This window comes from Diaphorobacter sp. JS3051 (assembly GCF_015832135.1).
Taxonomy (GTDB): Bacteria; Pseudomonadota; Gammaproteobacteria; order Burkholderiales; family Burkholderiaceae_C; genus Diaphorobacter; species Diaphorobacter nitroreducens.
Genome location: NZ_CP065406.1, coordinates 170,413 through 191,506 on the forward strand (window position 1 = coordinate 170,413; position 21,094 = coordinate 191,506).

Genomic DNA, 21,094 nt, shown 5'->3' on the forward strand with positions numbered 1-21,094 from the left:
TGCGGCGGCGCCGTGTGCACGGCGCCGCGGGTGCATCAGGCGTTCTGGGCGAAGGCGGTATAGGCCGTTTCGTCCATCAGGCCGGCGAGCTGGCCGGCGTCGCTGAGCTTGACCTTGAAGAACCAGCCGGCGCCCAGCGGGTCGGAGTTGGCCAGGGACGGGTCGGCGCGCAAGGCCTCGTTGACCTCGACGATTTCGCCGGACACGGGCATGTAGACATCGGCAGCGGCCTTGACGGACTCGACCACACCGGCCACGTCGCCCTGGGCAAAGGTGGTGCCCACCGCGGGCAGGTCCACGAACACCACATCGCCCAACGCATCCTGCGCGTGGACGGTGATGCCGACGACGGCCGCGGCCGGGTCGGCTGCGTTGATCCATTCATGGTCTTTGGAAAACTGAATGCTCATGGGGGGCTCCGGGAAGAAGAAGTGGAAGGAAAAGGTTTGAGAGTGGTCAGCCCGCACTGTAGCCGGGCTGACCTGGGCGCGGTGGCAGTTCGCCGTGGTGAATTCAGCCGCGGTAGTAGCGTGTGGGAACAAAGGGCGTGGCAGCCACTTCCATGGGCACGGCCTTGCCGCGCACCATGGCGTTCACACGGGTGCCGGGGGCGGCATGGGCGGGCATTACGTAGGCCAGGGCGATGGGCTTGTCGGCAGTGGGGGCCAGCAGGCCGCTGGTGACTTCGCCGATGCGCTCGCCCGACTCGTTTTGCAACTCGGTGTGCTCACGCACGGGCACGCGCTCCAGCGCCACCAGGGCCACGCGCTTGCGCGTGAGGGTGGCCGGGCTGTCGATCTGGGCCAGCACCTTGTCGGCACCGGGAAAACCGCCAGCGCGCGCGCCGCCTGTACGGCGCACCTTCTGGATGGCCCAGTTCAGGCCGGCTTCGGGCGGGGTGGTGGTGGTGTCGATGTCGTTGCCATACAGGCACAAGCCGGCTTCCAAACGCAGCGAGTTGCGTGCGCCCAGGCCGATGGGCTTGACCTCGGGCTGGGCCAGCAGCGTGCGCGCCAGGGCCTCGGCCTGCGTGGCGGGCACCGAGATCTCGAAGCCGTCCTCGCCGGTGTAGCCGCTGCGCGTCACGAAGCACTGCGCCCCGGCGATGTCGAAATGCCCGCCGGTCATGAACACCAGTTTGTCCACGCCTGGTGCCAGACGCGCGAGCACCGCAGCCGCCTGTGGGCCCTGCAGCGCGAGCAGGGCCTGGTCGGGCATGGGAATCACCTGGCAGCGTTGGCCGATGCGCGCCTGGATGTGGGCAATGTCGCCCACCTTGCAGGCGCCGTTGACGATCACGAAGAGCTCGTCCTGCGCCATGCGGAAGAACATGAGGTCGTCGATGATGCCGCCCTCGTCATTGAGGAGCAGGCCGTAGCGCTGCTTGCCCACGGGCAGGTCGACCACGTCCACGGGCATCAGCGTCTCGAACGCGGCAGCGGCGTCAGGGCCGACCAGCTTGAGCTGCCCCATGTGCGACACGTCAAACAGGCCGGCCGCCGTGCGCGTGTGGTGGTGCTCGGCCATCAGGCCCATGGGGTATTGCACGGGCATGGAGTAGCCGGCGAAGGGCACCATGCGGGCGCCCAGTTCGATGTGCAGGGCGTTGAGGGGAGTGGTGAGCAGGTCGGACATGGCGGACATGGCAATGGGCGAAGGCAAATGGTGGAGCGATCTCTCGATCGCCGATTTGCCCCGCTGTCCGCTTTACCTGAGAGATTCACCCCGCCTGCATGGCATGTCACGGGGCTTGCTCCTTCGGTGGGCCGCATGCTGCTGCGGCCTCTCTCCAGCAAGGGAAACACCCGCATCCCTGCGGGCGTGTCGCCAGTCCTTTTGCCTGAGCGTTCGGCTGCTGCCTGCGCCTTCGGCGGCCCGGCCCTGAGGGGCGCGGACTCTCTCCTGACGGGACGGATTCTATCTATTTTGCGTACACGAGATCACGCAGGGCCAATGAAAGCGATGGCACGTAGGTGATGACCAGGAGGCACAGCAGGACCACGCCCACGAACGGCAGCAGGTGGGCGACGATGCGATCCAGAGAGATGCGCGCCACCGTGCACGCCGCGAACAGGTTCACGCCGAAGGGTGGCGTGATCATGCCGAGCGCCAGGTTCACCACCATGATCAGCCCGAAGTGCACCGGGTCCACGCCGAAGTGCTGGGCCACCGGCGCCAGGATCGGCGCCAGCACGATGATGGCGGCGCTGGTCTCGATGAACATGCCGATCACGAACAGCGCGGCATTCACGCCCAGCAGGAACAGCGCGGGCGACTGCAGCACCTCCTGCAGCCAGCGGCCGATGGCGTCCGGCACGCCAGCGCGCGTGATGAGGAAGGCAAACAGGCCCGCATTGGCAATGATGAACATGATCACCGCCGACGAGATGGCCGACTTGCGCAGGATGGCGAACAGGTCCGCGACGCGGATCTCGCGGTAGATCAGCATGCCCACCACCAGCGCGTAGAACACGGCCACGGCAGAGGCCTCGGTGGGCGTGAACACGCCGCCGTAGATGCCGCCCAGGATGATGACTGGCATCAGCAGTGCCCAGCCCGCCTGCATCAGCGCGCGGCCGAAGGGCATGCGCCCGTCGCCGTCATGCTTGCCCCAGCCCTTGTACTTGCAATACACCCAGACGAACAGCATCAGCGCACCGCTGATCAGGATGCCGGGGCCGAAGCCGGCAATGAACAGCTCGCCAATCGACACCTCGGCCGCCACACCGTACAGGATCATGGGGATGGACGGCGGGATGATCACACCCAGCTCGGCACTGGTGGCTTGCAGCGCGGCCGCGTAGCTAGTGTAGTGTTTGATTCTTAATGAAACTTAATTGAGCAACCACGCTCCAATGCTCTACTACGGTTTGCATTGGAGTGAAAAATTGCGAGTTGCCCCGACGATTGTGTTGACGGATGAAGAGGAAAGCGAGCTGAGCCGGCTGGCGCGCTCCAAGCGCACCAGCGTCAGATTGGCCCAGCGCGCCCAGATCGTGCTGCTGGCCGCGCAGGGGCTGCAAAACAAGGATATTGCCGAGCAGCTTGGCATTGGGCGCGTGCAGGTGGCGCGCTGGCGTGAACGCTACCTGCAATTGGGGCTGCAAGGTATCGAGCGCGACTTGCCGCGCGGCGCACCGCCGGTGAAGGTGGATGTGGCCAAGCTTGTGAAGCTAACCACACAGACCAAGCCCGAGGCGGCCACGCACTGGAGCACGCGCACGATGGCCGCTGAGTTGGGCGTCAGCGCCAGCACCGTGATGCGCCATTGGCAGGCCCACGGTCTCAAGCCTCACATCGTGCGCGGCTTCAAGGTCTCGCGCGATCCGCAGTTCGTGCAAAAGCTCGAAGACATCGTGGGGCTTTACATGTCGCCGCCCGAGCATGCGCTGGTGCTGTGCTGCGACGAAAAGAGCCAGGTGCAGGCGCTGGACCGAACGCAGCCCGGGCTGCCGCTCAAGAAGGGGCGCGCGGCCACCATGACGCACGACTACAAGCGCAACGGCACAACCACCTTGTTCGCTGCGCTCAACGTGCTCAACGGTCAGGTCATCGGCCAGTGCCAGCAGCGCCACACCCACATCGAGTGGCTGAAGTTCCTGCGTCAAATCAATCGGGAGACGCCCAAGGACAAGACGCTGCATCTGATCGCCGACAACTACGCCACGCACAAGCATCCAGCTGTGCAGGAGTGGCTGGCCAAGCACCCCAGATTCAACATGCACTTCACGCCGACCTCGGCATCGTGGCTGAACATGGTCGAGCGCTTCTTTCGCGACATCTCCGAGAACCGGCTACGCCGCGGGGTGTTCACCAGCGTGCCCGAACTCGTCTCGGCCATCGATGAGTACATCGCGCATCACAACACCAACCCCAAGCCGTTCATCTGGACCAAGAACGCTCGCGACATCCTGCAAAAGGTCATCCGCGCCAATAGCCGATTAAGTTCCAAACAGAATGCAACACTACACTAGTGGGGTAGCCATGCTTGATGAGCGCAGGAATCAGGATGGCGCCGATGGCGAACGTGGTCGCCACCGATGACCCTGAGACGGCCGCGAAGATCATGCAGGTGAGCACGCAGGTCATGGGCAGGCCGCCCTGCACGCCGCCCACGATGCTCTTGGCAAACTCCACGAGCCGTCGCGAGATGCCGCCGGTCTCCATGAGGTTGCCCGCCAGGATGAAGAACGGAATGGCTGCGAGCGGAAACTTGTTGATGGAGGCGAACATCTCCTTCACGGAGATCAGCATGTTGGCGTTCGCCACCTGGATGCCCAGGATGGAGGCCAGCCCGATGGAGACGGCCACGGAGATGGTGAGCGCGAAGCACAGCACCATGGTGGAGATCATGACAGTGGTCATAGGGCCCCCACGCGCGTCATTTCATGTACCCGCGGCCCCCCGAGGGGGTCGCTCGCTTGCTTGAGGCGGCTCTGCGCGGCGCTCATTGGGCAGTCTCCAGTTCATGGCGCTGCGGGTCGATCAGATTGCCCACGATGCCGAGGATGCTGAACAGCCCACCCACGGGCATGGCCAGATAGGCCCAGAACATCGAAACCGACTCCAGCCCTGCCATCGACTGCACGCCGCCGCGGCGCGCGTAGTCCCACCCCCACCAGATGATCACGGCCATGAGCGCCAGCGCTGCCAGGCACACCACCCAGTCCAGCACACGGCGCAGCGGGCGCGGGCTCCAGCGGTAGAGCACGTCGACGCTGACCATGGCGCCCTGCCGGAATGCCATGGGAATCGCCAGAAACACCATCCAGATCAGGCTGAAGCGGATCAGCACCTCGGTCCACTCGGCCGGCTCTTCGAAAACGAAACGCATCAGGATCTGGAACACGCCGAGCGCCGAGGCCAGCGCCAGCATGGCGCAGGCGCCCCACATGGCGACGGCGGTGCTCCAGCGCTCGCAGGAGAGGAAGAAGGTTTTCATGCGCACTCACGAAAATATGAATAAAAACGCCCGTGGCGCATGATCCACGGGCGGTAGCAGCTACTGAAAAGTGAGCGTCACTTGTAGTTGCGGATCTTGTCGAGGTTGGCCTTGCCGAACTCTTTCTCGAACTGCGCGTTCACGGGCGCGAGCGCGGCGACAAACTTGGACTTGTCCAGATCGTCGATCACCGTCATGCCCTTGGCGCGCAGGTCGGCCACGCCCTTGGCGTCGTCCTCGTCCACGCGGGCGCGGTTGGCCTTGGTGCCCTCCTTGGCGGCGTCGATGAAGGCCTGCTTGTCCGCAGGGGAGAGCTTGTCGAACACCGCCTTGTTCATCACGAAGAGGCAGGGCGAGTACACGTGACCCGTCAGCGAGAGGTGCTTTTGTACCTGGTCGAACTTGGCCGAGATGATGACGGGCAGGGGGTTTTCCTGGCCGTCCACCGTGCCTTGTTGCAGGGCAGTGAACACTTCGGGGAAGGCCATGGGCGTGGTGATGATGCCGAAACCCTTGTATGCGGCGATGTGCACCGGGTTCTCCATGGTGCGCATCTTCAGGCCCTTCAAGTCCTCGGGCGTCTTCACGTCGCGCTTGCTGTTGGTCATGTGGCGAAAGCCATTCTCCGCCCAGGCCAGCGCCTTGAAGCCCTTGGCATCGAACTTGGTCAGCAGGTCCTGGCCGATCGGGCCGTCGAGCACGGCGCGGGCGTGGGCCTTGTCACGGAACAGGAAGGGCACGTCCAGGATCTTGGTCTCGGGCACGAAGTTGGGCACCGGACCGGTGGAGCTGAAGGCCAACTCCTGCGTGCCCAACTGCACCGCCTCGATGGATTCGCGCTCGCCGCCCAGCGCGCCGTTGTAGAAGGTCTGCACCTTGTAGCGCCCGCCGGTACGCTTTTCGACCTCCTTGGCAAACGTGTCGATGGCGACGCCCTGGTGGGAGTTCTGTGCCGTCGAGATGCTGATGCGCATTGTGGTTTGTGCCAAGGCCGTTGCGGCCATGCCCAGTGCCAAGCCCAGGCCCAGCGCAAGTTTGGTCAGCTGCATGTTGTCTCCTGTGAATCTGCGGGTGCTGCCGAAAATTATGGCAATGCAACATGACGCAGGTCATAGGGGTTTGCGCGGGGACTTGAGAAGGCCGCCTTGGCCCGTCTTGCCAAGTCCCCGCCCAGCGGTAACCGGGCGGGGTCTCGTCAATGTCGTGCGCTCCGGTAAGAGCGCCTTGATGGAGAAGAAGTATGCGCCGCGGGTTGTGGATGAATTTGCTGAATTTCTCTATAAAAACCTACATTGAAGAAAAATTTTCTGCAGTATCTAGGTTTAACGAATAATGCAGCACATGGATCGCCTAGACAGAAAAATTCTCTCCGTCCTGCAAGGCAATGCACGCGCCAGCCTGCAAGAGATCGGCGCCGCCGTCGGCCTGAGCCCCTCGCCGTGCTGGGGCCGCATCAAGAAGATGGAGGAGGCCGGCGTGATCGAAGGCTATACCGTGCGCCTGAACCCGCTGGCGCTGGACCTGGGCGACACGGTGCTGGTGCAGGTGACGCTGGACAGCCATTCGGACAACACGCTGGAAAAGTTCGGCGAGATGCTTGCCAGTATCCCGGAAGTGGTGGAGGCGCACCTGGTCTCTGGCGACTACGATTACCTGCTGCGCGTGGTGGTCAAAGACACGCGCGACTACGAGCGCCTGCTGCGCGAGAAGCTTTACAGGATCAAGGGTATACGCCACAGCCGCTCGAGCTTCGTGTTGCGCACGCTCAAGAAGGCGGACCTGCCCCTGTTCCCGGGTTAACACTTCTCGCGGCGATTGGCCGTCAGAACTTCCACGTCACGTCCAGGCGTACGTTGCGGCCCGGCTCGGCGAAGCCCCGGCCACTGATGGCGCCAGCGGTACTCACGTAGTAGGCGTAGCTACCCTGGTCGTAGTAGAACTTGTTGAGCAGGTTGCGCGCGCCGAAGGTCACGCGCACGCGGTCGTTGCCGTAGGGCTGCCAGTTGACGTAGATGTCGTGCACGCCGAAGCCGGGCTTGCGCTTGGTGGCGGTGCGGCCTTCGGAGATCAGGTATTCGGTGGAGGTCTTGGACTCCACGAAGCGCCCGAACCATTCCAGGTCCAGGTTCCACGCGGGGATGCGGTAGCCCAGGTTCAGGTTCCAGCTGCGGCCCGTGGACACGCCCAGCCCGTAGGCTTCATCGCCCAGGTCGTAGCCATTGAGCTGGGGCTTGGCGCTGGCCACAGCAAGACCGCTGCGCCACACGCTGCGATTCCATGCCACACCGACCTCGTAGCCTGAGGACTTCATCGTACCTACGTTGGCCACGGCCCAGGTTGCGCCGGTGGTGGTGGAGATGAAGTTGCGGATCTGCTGGCGGAACACGGTGGCTTTAGCAGGCCGTTGAAAAAGTGCTTTTCGAACGCATCAGGGACGCTGAGTGCGAAGACACGAGCTGCCCAGACGCGTCTGCGCAGCGATTGCAACGGCCCATCTGGCCGGTTTGCAGGCCCTCCCGCCCATTTCGGGCGCACGTATCCCTGGGCTCACGCATGATGCGCGTCCCACCAGCCGCCGATGCTGCCCATTCGCACAAGGTTGTAGGTGGCAAAGCACAGCAGCGCCTGGCCCGTGAGCTTGGCCTGACCGATCAGCTTGGTCTTTGCCAGACCACCGACGGTCTTGATCCAGCCAAAGGCCTCTTCGATGCGCTTGCGCACCTTCAGGCTGGTCTTGTAGCCCTCGTGCCGTGTCACTCGCGCATCCACCGCCGAGTGTTTGTCCTTGGCCGCCACGTGGGGCGTGACTTTGAGCTTTCTGCAGCCTTTGATGAAGGCCTTGCTGTCGTAGCCCTTGTCGGCACCGACCGTGGCCCGTTTGTTCCTGTTGCCCCGACGCTCCAACATGGCCAGCGCCGCCTCGCGCTCGGCCGTGCCGCTGGCGTGGGTGATCTCGACATCCACGATCAGCCCGTTGCGGTTCTCCATGAGGATGTGCCCCATGTGGCACAGGCGGGATTTGTCGCCCTGGCTCTTCTTGAACAGCCGGGCATCGGCGTCCGTGGTGCTCTCGTGGGTGTCGTTGCAGCGCTCCTGCCCCTTGAAGTCCACCTCGGGGTTGCGCCCAGGCGGCGTGCCGCTGTCGTCGTCTTTGCGCTTGAAGCTCTTGTGCGAGGCCCAGGCGTCAATGAGCGTGCCGTCCACGCTGAAGTGCTCGTCGCTGGCGAGCTTGCCCCACTGGGCACTGAGCTTGACGCGCTCGAAGAAGGCGCGGGCGAGGTCTTCGTTGAACAGACGTTCGCGGTTGGCGCTGAAAGTGGAGTGGTCCCAGACCTTGTCTTCGATGTTCAGGCCCACGAACCAGCGGTACAGCAGGTTGTAGTTGATCGCTTCGACCAACTGGCGCTCGCTGCGGATGGAGAACAGGATCTGCAGCAGCAAGGCCTTGAGCAGCATCTCCGGTGGCACCGATGGGCGGCCACGGCGGGCGTACACCGCTTCGAACTCGCGGTTCATGGTTGCCAGCAGCGCATCAACCACCGCGCGCAACTTGCGCAGCGGGTGTGCCTGCGGCACGCGCTCTTCAAGGCTGATGTAGCTGAACATCGCCCCCTGGAAATCTTGACTGCCTCTCATCGTCCTCGTCTGGGTCGTTCACCGATGGCTTCAGATCGTAGCGGCCAACGCGGGCGTCGGCGGGGGATTTTTCAACGGCCTGTTAGCGCTCCACGGGCCCTCGTTGTAGTTCACGCCCAGCTCGACGTTGCGGGCCTTTTCTGGCTGCAGTCCGGGGTCGTTCCGCCAGCGGGTGTTGTCCACATAGAACGCCTCCTTGAGTCCCGCGCCGCGCAGGGCGGTGCCTGCGGACGCGCGCACGCTCAGCGCGTCGGTCGCCATCCAGGTCAGAGACATGTTGGGGCTCAAGCCGCGGCTGGAGATACGCTGCGCGTGGTTGTCGGTGTAGCCGTACCAGTCGTAGCGCGCGCCCGCCCCCAGGAGGAACTGGTCGCCCAGTGGGACGCTGCCTTCGGCGAACAGTCCCTTCACGCTGCTTTCTTCGCGCCCGTTGCTGGTGGATGCGGCGGGCGGGCGGGCATGGACGGCGTTCATCTCGAAGCGATGGATGTTCAGTCCGTAGCGCACGGTGGCGTCCGCCACGCGGGTGGCGGCTTTCAGGTTCAGCCCGCTGGAGGCGATCTCTTCGCCGAACTGATGACCCAGCGGCTTGTTGAACTGCGGCTGCGCGGCCGTCGTGATGCGCGTGACCTTCATCGTGTCGGAGAACAGTCCTAACTCCATGGCCGGAAGGGTGCGCGTGCCGTCATAGCGGTAGGTGACGGTGAGCGTGTCACGCGTGGTCTTCTGGGGCATGAGCGAATTTCCCTGGCCCTGCCAGAAGTTGGGGCGCAGGTAGCGCGAACCCTCGTCCTGCACGGCCTGATAGCCCAGCGTGAGGCGGTGGCCGGCGGCGATGCGCCAGTTGAGCTTGCCCAGCCCGCTGCTTTGCTTGGAGCCGCTGTGCGTCTGCCGGATGCCGTCGCCCGCCTGGTAATCATCGTTGTCGTCACGGTTGGCGGACACCAGAAAGTCCACGCTCTCGCCCGCCAGGCCGTACAGCGCCGCGCCCCAGCGGTGCCCGTCGTTGGATGCCACGCCGCCGCGCACGCTGGCGCCAAAGGTCTGGCCGTCGCGCAGAAGCTGCCGGCCATCCTTGGTGGTCATGCGGATGGAGCCTGCCAGGGCCCCCGGCCCGGCACTCGCGGGTGTGGCTCCGCGGTCAATCTCCACGCTGTGGATGAGTTCCGGGTCGATCAGCAGGCGGGACTGGTGGTGGAACGCCCGGCCGCTCTGCGCCGCGCCGTCCAGCGTGGTGTTGAGCATGGAATCCTCCACGCCCCGGATGTAGAGTTTTTGTGCGATGGCCGCACCGCCACCCACCGACACGGCGGGCTCGTCGCGCAGCATCTCACCCAGGCTGCGCGCCGCGTGGGTCTGCACAGCTTCGCTGGTGACGGTGGTGGTCACGTCGGACACGAGTTTTTCCTGCACGCTGACAGTGGCGAGTGTGGGCTCCTGCGCCAGCGCGAGAGAGGCCGAGAACAGGCCGGGCAGGGCTAGAAGCAAGGGGTGGGGGCAAGGGTGTTTCACGAACATGGAAGAGGGAGCGCCTGGTAGGTATGGCGAGACCGCTGAAATTGAGAATGGTTATCAACTGGCGTGTAGTATCGGGACAGCTCCGTTCTTCTTCTTTTGCGCTGACAGGGAATATGTTTGCCGCGACAAAAACCTTTGCCTCGATCGTGAATCGCCGGCAGGCCGAGCCCCAGGCGGGGGAAATGACGGCCCTGCTGCTGGACCGTCTGGCGCACGGTGGGGCTTTGAGCGGGCCCGAGCAGGCCGTCGGCGGTTCCGTGTTCAACGGCACGCTGTCCCTGGCCGAACTGCGCGACGGGTTCTTCCTGCACCGCACGGACATCGCGTACCTGCGTGGCTTGACCAGCCGCTTCCCGCTGACCAAGAGCGGGATCAAGATCGTGCTCAAGCTGCAGGGCGGCGGCAGGCTGCGCATCGGCCCCCTGGTCCTGCCGGTGGAGGTGCCCCCAGGCGGGGGTGCCCGGGCGGCGGTGGTGGCACTGCGCGGGCCGGCGCCGTACGAGCACCGCTGCCGCGCGCCGTCGCGCGAGCGCATGCTGGTTCTCACGCTGGCGCCGCACTGGCTGGACAAGGCGGGGCTGGGCCACCTGAATGCGCTGCCCCACCTGACCATGACGGCGTGGGCGCCTTCGCCCAGGGCGGTGTGCGTTGCCGAGCAGTTGTTGGCAGAGGGCCAGGTGCAGTACGGGCCGCTCAGGGGGCTGCAGCAGGAGTGCCTTACGCTCGAACTGGTCATCGAGGCGCTGGCGCAGTGGGTCGCGCCCGCCAATTCCGCCGCCGCATGCGAGGCAGCCGGATTGCGGCCAACCGCGTACCAGAGGGCATGCCATCTGCGCGACTGGCTCGACAGCGGCGCCGCTGACTCCCTCACCATGGGCGCAATCGCGCGGCACATGGGCTGCAACGCCAGCACCCTGCAAACGCAGTTCCGCCAGGCATTCGGCAAGCCCATCTTCGAACACTTGCGCGAAGGCCGCTTGCGCAGGGCGGCCGATGCCATCACGGCACAGGGCATCACCGTGGCGCAGGCGGCGGACTTGGCGGGCTATCGCAGCCCTGCGAATTTCTCCACCGCCTTTCGCAGGCTCTACGGCTTTTCGCCCAAAAATCTCCGCGCGAAGCGCTGACTACCGCGCGGCGCACGCTTCCCGTATTTGAAGCGAAATTGCCCTCTAGCGCTTTCCTGAAAAGCGCTAGCAGCTATTAATAGAGAAGCATCAGCCGAGCAGCAGCGCGTCGTCGGCCAGCTTCTCGCCGCGCACCTTCTCGAACATCTGCAGCAGGTCGGGCACGTCCATACGCGCGCGTTCGTCGCCCGAGACGTCCAGCACCACCTGCCCCTGGTGCAGCATGACGGTGCGCTGGCCTACGTCCAGCGCCTGGCGCATGCTGTGCGTGACCATCATGGTGGTGAGCTGGTTCTCGGCCACGATGCGGGCCGTGAGCTGCAGCACGAAATCGGCCGTGCGTGGGTCCAGCGCGGCGGTGTGCTCGTCCAGCAGCAGGATGCGCGAGGGCTGCAACGCCGCCATGAGCAGGCTCACGGCCTGGCGCTGGCCGCCCGACAGCAGACCGATGCGGTCGGTGAGGCGGTTCTCCAGGCCCAGGCCCAGCGTGGCCAGGCGTTCGCGGAACATGGCGCGTTCAGACTGCTTGACGGCGCCGCGCAGGCCGCGACGCGTGCCGCGCTGCTGGGCCAGGGCCATGTTCTCCTCGATGGTGAGGTCTTCGCAGGTGCCGGCCATAGGGTCCTGGAACACGCGCGCCACGCGGCGGGCGCGCTCCCACACGGGCTGGCGCGTCACGTCCTGGTTGTCGATGGCGATACGGCCGGTGTCCACCGACAGGTCGCCCGAGATGGCATTCAGGAAGGTAGATTTGCCTGCCCCGTTGGAGCCGATGACGGTGACGAACTGGCCCGCCGGGATGTCCAGCGACATGCCGCGCAGCGCGCGCGTTTCGATGGGCGTGCCGGGGTTGAAGGTGATGAAGAGGTCTTGTGCGCTCAGCATGGGGAGAGCCTTCCTTTCAGCGGCCGCGTGCGGCCAGCTTGCGCTTGAGCTGCGGGATGACGAGCGCAATGGTCACGAGCACGGCGGTCACCAGGTTGAGGTCCTGGGCCTTCAGGCCGATGAAGTCGCTGTTGAGCGCCAGCGCGATAAAAAAGCGGTACACGATGGCGCCGATGATCACGGCCAGCGTGGCCAGCACCAGGCGGCGCGAGGGCAGGATGCTCTCGCCCACGATCACGGCGGCCAGGCCGATGACGATGGTGCCGATGCCCATGGAAATGTCCGAGCCGCCCTGCGTCTGCGCGAACAGCGCGCCCGCCAGTGCCACCAGCGCGTTGGATACGGCCATGCCCAGCAGCACCATGGCGCCGGTGTTGATGCCCTGCGCGCGGGCCATGCGCGCGTTGGAGCCGGTGGCTCGGATGGCCAGGCCGCGCTCGGTGGCGAAGAACCAGTCCATGAACAGCTTGGCCGCGATCACGATCACCAGCAGGATCATCGGGCGCGACCAATAGTCGTCCAGGCCCGGCGGCTGGAGCAAGGTGAACAGCGTCTCGTCGTTGATCAGCGGCACGTTGGGGCCGCCCATGATGCGCAGGTTGATGGAGTACAGCGCGATCATCATCAGAATGGACGCCAGCAGGTCCATGATCTTCAGGCGCACGTTCAGCCAGCCCGTGACCAGGCCGGCAACAGCCCCTGCAGCGGTGGCGGCCACCGTGGCCACGTAGGGGTTATGGCCGGTGGAAATGAGGATGGCGCAGACCGCGCCGCCCAGCGGGAAGCTGCCGTCCACCGTCAGGTCGGGAAAGCGCAGCAGCCGGAACGAGATGAAGACGCCCAGCGCGACCAGGCTGAAGATCAGGCCGATCTCGACGGCACCCAGCAGGGAAAGAGTGACATGGACAGTGGCGGATAGAAAACAAAGCAGGAGCCATGGCGCCATGGCTCCTGCGTGGGGTGCCAGTGGCCCGGGCTGCCGCGGCGGCCCGGCCTTGGCGCGAAGGTTTATTGGACCACTTGCGTGGCGGATTTCACCAGCGCGTCGGAGAGCTTCACGCCCTGCTTCTCGGCGGCGCCGGGGTTCACGAACAGTTCCATCTTGGTGCTGACTTCGGGCTTGATGTCGCCCGGCTTTTCGCCCTTGAGCAGGCGCACCACCATGCGGCCGGTCTGTTCGCCCAGGTCGCGGTAGTTGATGCCCAGGGCGGCGATGGCGCCGCGCTTGACGCTGTCGGTGTCGGATGCCACCAGCGGCACCTTGGCCTCCTGGCCGACCTTCACCAGCGACTCGTAGGCCGAGACGACGTTGTTGTCGGTGTTGGTGTAGATCACGTCCACCTTGCCCACCAGGCTGCGCGCGGCGCTGCTCACATCCACCGAGCGCGGGGCAGAAGCCTCCACCAGCGTCATGCCCATCTTGGGCAACAGTTGCTTGAGTTCCTTGACCACGACGACGGAGTTGGCCTCGCCCGGGTTGTAGACCATGCCCACGCGCTTGGCGCCGGGCACGACCTGCTTGACCAGGTCCATCTGCTTGTCCAGCGCCAGCATGTCGGATACGCCGGTCACGTTGGTCTTGGAGGGTTCCCAGTTCTTCACCAGCTTGGCGGCCACGGGATCCGTCACGGCAGAGAACACCACAGGCACGGTCTTGGTGGCAGCCACTACGGCCTGGGCAGAGGGCGTGGCGATGGCGACGATGGCGTCAGGCTTGTCACCCACGAACTTGCGCGCGATCTGCGCGGCGGTGCCCGTGTTGCCCTGGGCGCTCTGGTATTGCCACTTGAGGTTTTTGCCCTCTTCAAAGCCGGCAGCCTGCAACTGGGCCTTCACGCCGTCGCGGATCGAGTCCAGGGCGGGGTGCTCCACGATGGCGGTCACGGCAACGGACTTTTGCTGCGCATGCGCCACGGGCGCGAGGGCGGCTGCGGCCAGGGCGATAGCGCCCAGGGGCGCCCAAGACAAACTCTTCATAACGGTTCACTCTCCAATTGAACGTGCGGTGTTTTCCTGTGTTTGTAGTACCAGGCCGGCGCAGGAACCACGCGCGGCCTTGTGGGGAGTCTACCGTTTGCCTGCCGTCCGTGGACGGAACGGGCGCTGCAGCATTTTGGGGTCAAAAGTGCCTCTACGGCTTTTCAGTCAAGCGCTAACAGCTATTAAAAATATAGCATTGCGCAGCAGCCCCTTGGTTACATGCCCGAATAGTTCGGACCACCGCCGCCTTCCGGCGTGACCCAGACGATGTTCTGCGTCGGGTCCTTGATGTCGCAGGTCTTGCAGTGCACGCAGTTCTGGGCGTTGATCTGCAGGCGTTGTGCGCTGCCGCCCTTGGCTTCGTCCGGCACGAACTCATACACGCCGGCCGGGCAGTAGCGCGCCTCGGGGCCGGCGTACTTGGCCAGGTTCACATTCACCGGCACGCTGGCGTCCTTGAGCGTCAGATGCGCGGGCTGGTCCTCGGCGTGGTTGGTGTTGCTGATGAACACGCTGGACAGGCGGTCGAAGGTCAGCTTGCCGTCCGGCTTGGGATACACGATGGGCTTGCACTCGGCCGCGGGCTTCAGGTAAGCGTGGTCAGGCTTGTCGCGGTGCAGCGTCCATGGAATGTGGCCCTTGAGCACGAACTGCTCGATGCCGTTCATCACCGTGGCCGTGACCAGGCCCTTCTTGAACCAGGCCTTGAAGTTGCGTGCCTTGTTCAGTTCGGTGTAGAGCCAGCTGCCCTCGAAGGCCTTGGGATAGGCAGAGAGCTCATCGTGCTGGCGACCGCTTTGAATGGCGTCATATGCCGCCTCTGCGGCCAGCATGCCGGTCTTGATGGCGGCATGGCTGCCCTTGATGCGACTCACGTTCAGGAAGCCCGCCTCGCAGCCCACCAGCGCGCCGCCCGGGAAGACGAACTTGGGCAGGCTCATCAGGCCGCCGGCCGTGATGGCGCGTGCGCCGTAGCCCAGGCGCTTGGCGGGCTTGATGCCCCTGGCCTCGTCGCCCTCCAGGTACCAGCGGATGTTGGGGTGGGTCTTCCAGCGCTGGAATTCCTCGAACGGGCTCAGGTAGGGGTTGCTGTAGTCCAGGCCGGTGATGAAGCCCAGCGTGACCTTGTTGTCCTCCAGGTGGTAGAGGAAGGCGCCACCGTAGGTGCTGTTGTCCATGGGCCAGCCGGCGGTGTGCAGCACGAAGCCGGGCTGGTGGCGCTGGGGGTCGATCTCCCACAACTCCTTGATGCCGATGCCGTAGGTCTGGGGGTCGCTCTCCGCATCCAGCTTGTAGCGGGCGATGATCTGCTTGCCCAGGTGACCACGCGCACCCTCGGCAAAGATGGTGTACTTGGCATGCAATTCCATGCCCAGCTGGAATTCGCTCGTGGGCTTGCCGTCCTTGCCCACCCCCATGTTGCCAGTGGCCACGCCCTTGACGGAGCCGTCTTCGTTGTAGAGCACTTCAGCGGCGGCAAAGCCGGGGAAAATCTCCACGCCCAGTCCTTCCGCCTGTTCGGCCAGCCAGCGCACCACGTTGCCCAGGCTGACGATGTAATTGCCGTGGTTCTGAAAGCACTGAGGCAGCAGGAAATTGGGCGTGCGCAGGGAGGACTTCTCGCCCAGGAACACCATGGCGTCGTCGGTCACGGGCTGGTTCAGCGGCGCGCCCTTGGCCTTCCAGTCGGGGATCAGTTCGGTCAATGCCTTCGGGTCCATGATGGCGCCGGACAGGATGTGCGCGCCCGGCTCGGAGCCTTTTTCGAGCACGACGACAGAAACGTCCTGGCCCTTCTCGGCCGCCAGTTGCTTCAGGCGGATGGCGGTGGCAAGCCCGCCGGGGCCGCAGCCGACGATCACCACGTCATATTCCATGGCTTCCCGGGGACCGTAGGTGCTCAGAATTTCGTCGTTCGTCATGGGTGTCTCTTCTGCTTCGATAGTGGAAAAAGGCAGGGTGCCGGCCTGGGGAGCGATGGCCCTGTGTGGTGACCGATTGTATTCAGGCCGTCGCACAGGAATCGCACGGTCGTTCACTTCTCGCGATGCCGTCCAGACACTTCATTTTGTGCAGTGCACAAGCGCAAACGGGGCGTTCGCGTACCTTCGCTTTCTGGGGGAGCGAACTGAAAAACGGCAAGCGATGCCCGCTTTTTCGAATCCCGCATTCCGTAATTTGGCAGCACTTTCGTTATGTGAAAGTGAAGGCCACGGCAAAACCCGAGTCTGGGACCGCGACGGCCAGCGCTGTGGTGTGGCAACCTGGCGAAAATTGGACTGGACACTAGGGTAAACACTTAGCTCGAGCAGGGGCATTCTGCGGGAGATGCTTGTTACCAGCCACTTCCAAATAAAGTCACACTTATTTACATTTGGCGGTTTTTCCTTCTCGTGCTTGCTTCACGGACGGTAAGTCAGCCGTTCACGTTCCGAGGTACACATGGAAAACTTTCGTGTCGGCACCCGCCTGACGGCTGGGTTTGGCCTGCTCATCCTGTTTGCGGTGCTCATGCTCACAGTGGGGGTGTGGCAGTTGCAGGGAGTGGCCGGGAGCACGCGGCAAATCCTCTCCGTGCCGCTCCAGAAGGAACGGCTGGTGACCGACTGGTACGGAGTGATTCGCGCCAGCATCCAGCGTGCCACTGCTGTCGCGCGCAGCAGCGACGACTCGCTGACGGAGTTGTTCGCTGCAGAAAACGCCGCGTCGAGCAAGGAAACCAACGAACGGCAGGCCCAGTTCGTCAAGCTCATTTCCGGCAGCGAAGAGCAAGCCCTCTTTGACACTCTCAGCGGACACCGTCAGGCATACATCCAGGCCCGTGACGCCATCATCGCCGCCAAGAAGGGCGGGCAGGCAGAGCAGGTGACCACCTTGTTCGAGCGCCAGTTCGTTCCTGCCTCCCGTGGCTATCTGGAAAGCCTGGCGGCGCTGCGCGACTTCCAGCGGGCCAGTATCGATCGCACCGGGCAAGACATCGACAGCAGCGCTACCGCAAGCTCCTGGCTGATGGGCGGCATCGGGCTGGTGGTCCTGGTGGCGGGCATCGGTGTGGCCTGGATTCTTACCCACAGCATCACCGCGCCGTTGGCCCGCGCTGTCCAAGCAACGCAGGTGGTCGCCGCAGGAGACCTCACGCATGCCGTGCACTCCAGCGGCCGGGACGAAGGTGCCCAGCTGTTGCAAGCGCTGCAAGCCATGACCGACCGTTTGCGTACCATCGTGGGCGAAGTGCGCCAGGGCGCCGACAGCATCGCGGGCGCGTCGGCAGAGATTGCCGCAGGCAACCTGGACCTGTCCCGGCGCACGGAACAGCAAGCCAGTTCGCTGGAGGAAACGGCAGCTTCCCTGGAAGAGCTGACGTCGACGGTGCGTCAGAACGCCGACAACGCCCATCAAGCCAACCAACTGGCGCGCACGGCGGCAGAGCAGGCCCAGCAGGGCGGCCAGGTGATGGACGATGTGATGCAGACCATGCGCGCCATCGACGCGTCGTCGCGCAAGATCGTGGACATCATTGGCGTGATCGACTCCATTGCCTTCCAGACCAACATCCTTGCGCTCAACGCGGCGGTCGAAGCGGCACGGGCCGGCGAGCAAGGGCGGGGGTTTGCCGTGGTGGCCTCCGAGGTGCGCTCGTTGGCCGGCCGTTCGTCCGAAGCGGCGAAGGAGATCAAGGACTTGATCGGGCGTTCGGTCGATACCGTCGAGGCGGGTAACCAACTCGTGGCGAAGGCCGGCACATCCATCCAGGACATCATTCGCAGCGTTGACCAGGTGAGCGCGCTGGTGGGCGAAATCAGTGCGGCAAGCCGTGAACAGAGCTCGGGCATCGAGCAGGTGAATATCGCGGTGGCGCACATGGACCAGGCGACGCAGCAGAATGCCGCGCTCGTCGAAGAGGCCACCGCTGCGACGCAATCGCTGCAGGGCCAGGCGGCGCAAGTGGCCCAGGCCGTAGGGGTCTTTCGCGTTGATTCCTCGGCAGTCGCGTTGCCGGCACCGCAGGCCTGATCCTGGATACCACCGCACACCCCGCCGGGCCCCCGGGGCCTGGCGCTGGCGTAAGGGCAACGGCTGGCTTACCTGGGCGTCAGCAACAGCCGCGCCTCGAACCCGCCAGCCTCGCCAGCCAGGGGTGACGTGAGTTGTAGCTGGGCATCGTGCTTGGCCGCAATGGTCGCGACGATGGACAGACCCAGTCCATACCCCGTGCGGTCCGCGCTCTGGCGCACATGGCGCTGCTGCAGGGTCTGCAGGCGGTCGCTGCTCACACCCGGGCCGTGGTCGCGCACGGCGATGGCGCAGCCAGGGCCCACGATGAGTTCCACCGCGCTGTCACCGGCATAGCTCAGTGCGTTCTCCAGCAGGTTGCGCAGGGCAATGGCCAGGGCGTCGAAGTCGCCCCGCGCCACGGGCGCAGGCCCTTCGTAGGCGGTCACCAGGTCCAGCCGGTCGGCGGCGCGATCATCCTGCCAAAACTCCTGCGCCACCGTGGTGGCCAGTTGGGCCAGGTCCACGGGCTCCCGGGTATAGGGAGCACTGGACTCGGCGCGCGACAGCTGCAGCAGCTTTTCGGTGCGGCGGCTCAGCGTTTGCAGCGCGGCGATGGCGGCCTGCACATCGTCACGGTGCAGGCCATGTTCCAGCGCGGTCTGTAACCGCAGACGGGCCGCGGTGAGCGGCGTGCGCAGTTCGTGCGCGGCGTTGGCGGCCAGGGCGCGCTCCACGTCCAACGCGCGGGACAGGCGGTCCAGCAACCGGTTTACATGGTCTTCCACGCTGCGCAGTTCACGCGGCAGGCCGGGCAGGGCGATCGGGGTGAGCTGCTGCCCGTCGCGCAGGCTGATCTCGTGCGTGAGAGCGTCCAGCACCTGCAATTCGCGCCGTGCGATGCGCCGCAGCAGCAGCGCCAGCAGGGGCAGCATGGCCACCATGACGATGCCCAGGCCGACCAGGGTGCGGTTCACCGCCTCGCGCCGCTCGTGCAGCGGGTCGGCCACCTGCATGAAGAGGGGGCGAGTGGGGTGCGACAGGGTGTAGACACGCCATCCGTGCGTGTTCGCGAAGCCCGGCGCCAGCGGTACGTCGAACTGCTCGGGCTGGGCCTCGGCCGACCGCGCCAGCACGCGCGTGTCGGGCGCGACGATCTGGTAGAGCAGGTCGGCATCGGCAAACGATCCCGGAGAGGGCAGGACCAGCGGCCCCTCGGTCGCGTCGCGCGGGCCGGCCGCGTCCAGGTGGTCCAGGGCAATATCGAAGAAACGGTGTGAGACCTCGACCAATTCGCTGTCGAAGTTGTAACTGATTTCGCGGTCCGTGTACCACACCACGCCCAGCACGCACAGCAGCCACACGCCGCCCACCCAGAGGATCAGGCTGCGCGTCAGTCGCCCCGCAAGGGTCTGCGTGCGCAATGGTCCGCGCAGGTGCGCCCTCATGCCGTTGCGCCTTCGTCAGGACGGTGCACGAGGCGGTAGCCCAACCCGCGCAGGGTCTCGATGTGTTCGCGCCCCAGCTTGCGCCGCAGCCGGCTGATGAACACCTCCAGCGTGTTGCTGTCGGCCTCGTCGTCAAAGCCATACAGCGCGTCCTGCAGGCTTTCGCGCGTGTGGATGCGCTCGGGGCGGGTTGCCATCACGCGCAGCAGCGCCCATTCCTTCTGCGTGAGCGCGATCGGCACCCCGGCGCGGCGCACCTGCTCACGCGACAGGTCGATCTGCAGGTCGCCCAGCGCCAATACCGGTACATAGGCGGCGTTGCGGCGGCGTTCCACCGCGCGCAGGCGGGCCAGCAGTTCACCGGGGTCGTAGGGCTTGACGAGGTAGTCGTCCGCTCCCGCGTCCAGGCCGGCGATGCGGTCGCTGACCTGGTCGCGCGCCGTCAGCACGATGACGATGGGCCGGTCCTTGAGGGCACGGATCTGCGGCAGCAGGCTCAGGCCATCCCCGTCGGCCAGGTGCAGGTCCAGCAGTACCGCGGCGTACTGGGCCGCGCGCAGGGCGGTGCCGGCCTGCGCCAGGCTGGGAACGGCATCGACCACGAAGGCCTTGGCGCGCAGATAGCCGCACACGGCCTCGGACAGGGCTTCGTCGTCTTCTACCAGCAGCACGCGCATGCAAATTTCTCTAAGGTGGGTGAGGCCGAAAGTGTAGGGCGCTGTGCGGGCGGTCTGGTGTTCATGGTGCATTCAGGCCGCGGGCGTAGCCTGACGGGGTGCCGTTTTCTGCCCATGGCGGTGTTGTGCCGCCATTCCTTGCCATGCCCTTCTGGAATTTGCGCCGCCTTTATGCGGTGACGTTGTTGCTTTTCCTGTTGCTCGTCTTGTGGGACGCTTCGGGCCTGGATCTGCCATTGGCCCGCCTGTTTGGGGGGGCGCAGGGCTTTGCCTGGCGTGACCACCACACCTTTGCCCTGCTGACGCATGAGGGTCCGCGCTATGCCAGCGGTGCGCTGCTGGCCGCACTGGCGGTGGGGGTGTGGCGGCCCTGGGGATTCCTGCGCGTCATGGCGCCGGCGCAGCGCGCGCAACTGGTGCTGTCCGTCATCGGTGCAATGCTGGCGGTTTCGGTGTTCAAGCGCCTGAACACCACCAGCTGTCCCTGGGATCTGGCCGAGTTCGGCGGGGTGGCGCAGTACATCTCGCACTGGGTGTGGGGCGTGCGCGACCTGGGGCCGGGGCACTGCTTCCCTGCAGGGCATGCCTCGGCCGCGTTTGGTTTTGTAGCGGGCTGGTTCGTACTGCGCCGCGCGGCGCCGAACGTGGCGCGCCTCTGGCTGCCCGGCGCTCTGATGGCTGGGCTGGCACTGGGCTGGGCCCAGCAGATGCGCGGTGCACATTTCATGAGCCACACTCTGTGGTCCGCCTGGTCCTGCTGGACCGTGGGCCTTGCGTGGGAAAGTCTGGCGCAGCTGCACGTGCGCCTGGGAGTAGCGGCAGATACAAAGCTGAACGAAGCCTGAGCGGCGTCTTCAGCTTGGCTTCAGTGGCAGGTTCCACGATGGC

At 65.2% G+C, this 21,094-nt stretch carries 18 protein-coding genes, 3 pseudogenes and 2 riboswitches; of the genes and pseudogenes, 6 read left to right on the forward strand and 15 right to left on the reverse strand.

The window, feature by feature from the left end:
- Nucleotides 1–35: 35 nt before the first annotated feature.
- The 3 genes and pseudogenes from gcvH to I3K84_RS00890 form a co-directional block, all read right to left on the reverse strand.
- Nucleotides 36–410 (reverse strand): glycine cleavage system protein GcvH, encoded by a 375-nt coding sequence (gene gcvH, locus I3K84_RS00880; RefSeq protein WP_011805186.1) that lies wholly within the window; start codon nucleotides 408–410, stop codon nucleotides 36–38.
- A gap of 103 nt (nucleotides 411–513) precedes the next feature.
- Entirely contained in the window at nucleotides 514–1,644 is a 1,131-nt protein-coding gene (gene gcvT, locus I3K84_RS00885; RefSeq protein WP_011805187.1) for a glycine cleavage system aminomethyltransferase GcvT, read from the reverse strand.
- Nucleotides 1,645–1,688: 44 nt separating this feature from the next.
- Nucleotides 1,689–1,803, reverse strand: a riboswitch (glycine riboswitch).
- A 19-nt stretch (nucleotides 1,804–1,822) separates the two neighbouring features.
- Nucleotides 1,823–1,915: riboswitch (glycine riboswitch) on the reverse strand.
- A 6-nt stretch (nucleotides 1,916–1,921) separates the two neighbouring features.
- Nucleotides 1,922–2,821 (reverse strand): annotated as a pseudogene (locus tag I3K84_RS00890) (TRAP transporter large permease); the annotation flags it as partial.
- A 34-nt stretch (nucleotides 2,822–2,855) separates the two neighbouring features.
- On the opposite strand from I3K84_RS00890, the gene I3K84_RS00895 reads away from it, so the two are divergent.
- Complete coding sequence (locus I3K84_RS00895; RefSeq protein WP_231403305.1) at nucleotides 2,856–3,974, forward strand: IS630 family transposase; 1,119 nt, start codon at nucleotides 2,856–2,858, stop codon at nucleotides 3,972–3,974.
- On the opposite strand, the pseudogene I3K84_RS00900 reads toward I3K84_RS00895, so the two are convergent.
- The 3 genes and pseudogenes from I3K84_RS00900 to I3K84_RS00910 all read right to left on the reverse strand — a co-directional run.
- Nucleotides 3,970–4,365: pseudogene (locus tag I3K84_RS00900) on the reverse strand (TRAP transporter large permease subunit); the annotation flags it as partial. The gene I3K84_RS00895 and the pseudogene I3K84_RS00900 overlap by 5 nt on opposite strands.
- Nucleotides 4,366–4,447: 82 nt before the next feature.
- Nucleotides 4,448–4,942 carry a TRAP transporter small permease gene (locus I3K84_RS00905; RefSeq protein ID WP_196995322.1) on the reverse strand — a complete coding sequence of 165 codons (495 nt, stop codon included), beginning with the start codon at nucleotides 4,940–4,942 and terminating at the stop codon, nucleotides 4,448–4,450.
- Between the two features lie 77 nt (nucleotides 4,943–5,019).
- On the reverse strand, nucleotides 5,020–5,991 hold the full coding sequence (locus tag I3K84_RS00910) for a TRAP transporter substrate-binding protein (protein ID WP_123675804.1): 972 nt from the start codon (nucleotides 5,989–5,991) through the stop codon (nucleotides 5,020–5,022).
- Nucleotides 5,992–6,283: 292 nt separating this feature from the next.
- Between I3K84_RS00910 and I3K84_RS00915 the strand changes: the two genes are divergently transcribed.
- Nucleotides 6,284–6,742 (forward strand): Lrp/AsnC family transcriptional regulator, encoded by a 459-nt coding sequence (locus tag I3K84_RS00915; RefSeq protein WP_041836275.1) that lies wholly within the window; start codon nucleotides 6,284–6,286, stop codon nucleotides 6,740–6,742.
- A gap of 22 nt (nucleotides 6,743–6,764) precedes the next feature.
- On the opposite strand, the gene I3K84_RS00920 is transcribed toward I3K84_RS00915, so the two are convergent.
- The 3 genes from I3K84_RS00920 to I3K84_RS00930 all read right to left on the reverse strand — a co-directional run bounded on the left by I3K84_RS00920 (nucleotide 6,765) and on the right by I3K84_RS00930 (nucleotide 10,096).
- Nucleotides 6,765–7,328 (reverse strand): TonB-dependent receptor, encoded by a 564-nt coding sequence (locus tag I3K84_RS00920; RefSeq protein WP_196995323.1) that lies wholly within the window; start codon nucleotides 7,326–7,328, stop codon nucleotides 6,765–6,767.
- Nucleotides 7,329–7,489: 161 nt separating this feature from the next.
- Complete coding sequence (locus I3K84_RS00925; protein ID WP_011803559.1) at nucleotides 7,490–8,578, reverse strand: IS5-like element ISDisp1 family transposase; 1,089 nt, start codon at nucleotides 8,576–8,578, stop codon at nucleotides 7,490–7,492.
- Nucleotides 8,579–8,608: 30 nt separating this feature from the next.
- Nucleotides 8,609–10,096 (reverse strand): TonB-dependent receptor domain-containing protein, encoded by a 1,488-nt coding sequence (locus I3K84_RS00930; RefSeq protein WP_196995324.1) that lies wholly within the window; start codon nucleotides 10,094–10,096, stop codon nucleotides 8,609–8,611.
- Nucleotides 10,097–10,119: 23 nt separating this feature from the next.
- On the opposite strand from I3K84_RS00930, the gene I3K84_RS00935 reads away from it, so the two are divergent.
- Nucleotides 10,120–11,223, forward strand: coding sequence for an AraC family transcriptional regulator (locus I3K84_RS00935; protein WP_231403381.1), 1,104 nt, complete (start codon nucleotides 10,120–10,122; stop codon nucleotides 11,221–11,223).
- A 90-nt stretch (nucleotides 11,224–11,313) separates the two neighbouring features.
- Here the strand turns inward: I3K84_RS00935 and I3K84_RS00940 are convergent, their stop codons facing one another.
- The 4 genes from I3K84_RS00940 to I3K84_RS00955 form a co-directional block, all read right to left on the reverse strand.
- Entirely contained in the window at nucleotides 11,314–12,108 is a 795-nt protein-coding gene (locus tag I3K84_RS00940; protein WP_011805195.1) for an ABC transporter ATP-binding protein, read from the reverse strand.
- Nucleotides 12,109–12,124: 16 nt separating this feature from the next.
- Nucleotides 12,125–13,054, reverse strand: a complete 930-nt coding sequence (locus tag I3K84_RS00945; protein WP_196995325.1) for an ABC transporter permease — start codon at nucleotides 13,052–13,054, stop codon at nucleotides 12,125–12,127.
- Between the two features lie 62 nt (nucleotides 13,055–13,116).
- Nucleotides 13,117–14,085, reverse strand: a complete 969-nt coding sequence (locus tag I3K84_RS00950) for an ABC transporter substrate-binding protein (protein WP_088886817.1) — start codon at nucleotides 14,083–14,085, stop codon at nucleotides 13,117–13,119.
- A gap of 218 nt (nucleotides 14,086–14,303) precedes the next feature.
- Nucleotides 14,304–16,010: an electron transfer flavoprotein-ubiquinone oxidoreductase gene (locus I3K84_RS00955; protein WP_196995326.1), complete on the reverse strand. Its 1,707-nt coding sequence runs from the start codon at nucleotides 16,008–16,010 to the stop codon at nucleotides 14,304–14,306.
- Nucleotides 16,011–16,530: 520 nt separating this feature from the next.
- On the opposite strand from I3K84_RS00955, the pseudogene I3K84_RS22505 reads away from it, so the two are divergent.
- Together I3K84_RS22505 and I3K84_RS22510 are read left to right on the forward strand one after the other, a co-directional pair.
- Nucleotides 16,531–17,295: pseudogene (locus I3K84_RS22505) on the forward strand (MCP four helix bundle domain-containing protein); the annotation flags it as partial.
- Nucleotides 17,287–18,102, forward strand: a complete 816-nt coding sequence (locus I3K84_RS22510; RefSeq protein ID WP_370567819.1) for a methyl-accepting chemotaxis protein — start codon at nucleotides 17,287–17,289, stop codon at nucleotides 18,100–18,102. The pseudogene I3K84_RS22505 and the gene I3K84_RS22510, both read left to right, overlap by 9 nt.
- Before the next feature lie 68 nt (nucleotides 18,103–18,170).
- Here the strand turns inward: I3K84_RS22510 and I3K84_RS00965 are convergent, their stop codons facing one another.
- Together I3K84_RS00965 and I3K84_RS00970 are read right to left on the reverse strand one after the other, a co-directional pair.
- Nucleotides 18,171–19,529, reverse strand: a complete 1,359-nt coding sequence (locus I3K84_RS00965) for a HAMP domain-containing sensor histidine kinase (RefSeq protein WP_196995328.1) — start codon at nucleotides 19,527–19,529, stop codon at nucleotides 18,171–18,173.
- Complete coding sequence (locus I3K84_RS00970; protein ID WP_135149063.1) at nucleotides 19,526–20,206, reverse strand: response regulator transcription factor; 681 nt, start codon at nucleotides 20,204–20,206, stop codon at nucleotides 19,526–19,528. The genes I3K84_RS00965 and I3K84_RS00970 overlap by 4 nt, the downstream gene beginning before the upstream one ends.
- A 176-nt stretch (nucleotides 20,207–20,382) precedes the next feature.
- Here I3K84_RS00970 and I3K84_RS00975 point away from each other — a divergent pair, with 176 nt between their 5' ends.
- Nucleotides 20,383–21,051 carry a phosphatase PAP2 family protein gene (locus I3K84_RS00975; RefSeq protein ID WP_231403382.1) on the forward strand — a complete coding sequence of 223 codons (669 nt, stop codon included), beginning with the start codon at nucleotides 20,383–20,385 and terminating at the stop codon, nucleotides 21,049–21,051.
- Nucleotides 21,052–21,094: the final 43 nt, after the last annotated feature.

Bases quoted from the DNA above. Each gene is read 5' to 3' on its own strand.
- I3K84_RS00930 (WP_196995324.1), bottom strand. From the start codon at position 10,096: ATGTTCGTGAAACACCCTTGCCCCCACCCCTTGCTTCTAGCCCTGCCC.
- I3K84_RS00965 (WP_196995328.1), bottom strand. From the start codon at position 19,529: ATGAGGGCGCACCTGCGCGGACCATTGCGCACGCAGACCCTTGCGGGG.
- I3K84_RS00970 (WP_135149063.1), bottom strand. From the start codon at position 20,206: ATGCGCGTGCTGCTGGTAGAAGACGACGAAGCCCTGTCCGAGGCCGTG.
- I3K84_RS00955 (WP_196995326.1), bottom strand. From the start codon at position 16,010: ATGACGAACGACGAAATTCTGAGCACCTACGGTCCCCGGGAAGCCATG.
- I3K84_RS00905 (WP_196995322.1), bottom strand. From the start codon at position 4,942: ATGAAAACCTTCTTCCTCTCCTGCGAGCGCTGGAGCACCGCCGTCGCC.
- I3K84_RS00935 (WP_231403381.1), top strand. From the start codon at position 10,120: ATGGCGAGACCGCTGAAATTGAGAATGGTTATCAACTGGCGTGTAGTA.
- I3K84_RS00915 (WP_041836275.1), top strand. From the start codon at position 6,284: ATGGATCGCCTAGACAGAAAAATTCTCTCCGTCCTGCAAGGCAATGCA.
- I3K84_RS22510 (WP_370567819.1), top strand. From the start codon at position 17,287: ATGACCGACCGTTTGCGTACCATCGTGGGCGAAGTGCGCCAGGGCGCC.
- I3K84_RS00895 (WP_231403305.1), top strand. From the start codon at position 2,856: ATGCTCTACTACGGTTTGCATTGGAGTGAAAAATTGCGAGTTGCCCCG.
- I3K84_RS00950 (WP_088886817.1), bottom strand. From the start codon at position 14,085: ATGAAGAGTTTGTCTTGGGCGCCCCTGGGCGCTATCGCCCTGGCCGCA.
- gcvH (WP_011805186.1), bottom strand. From the start codon at position 410: ATGAGCATTCAGTTTTCCAAAGACCATGAATGGATCAACGCAGCCGAC.
- I3K84_RS00925 (WP_011803559.1), bottom strand. From the start codon at position 8,578: ATGAGAGGCAGTCAAGATTTCCAGGGGGCGATGTTCAGCTACATCAGC.
- I3K84_RS00945 (WP_196995325.1), bottom strand. From the start codon at position 13,054: ATGGCGCCATGGCTCCTGCTTTGTTTTCTATCCGCCACTGTCCATGTC.
- gcvT (WP_011805187.1), bottom strand. From the start codon at position 1,644: ATGTCCGCCATGTCCGACCTGCTCACCACTCCCCTCAACGCCCTGCAC.
- I3K84_RS00940 (WP_011805195.1), bottom strand. From the start codon at position 12,108: ATGCTGAGCGCACAAGACCTCTTCATCACCTTCAACCCCGGCACGCCC.
- I3K84_RS00910 (WP_123675804.1), bottom strand. From the start codon at position 5,991: ATGCAGCTGACCAAACTTGCGCTGGGCCTGGGCTTGGCACTGGGCATG.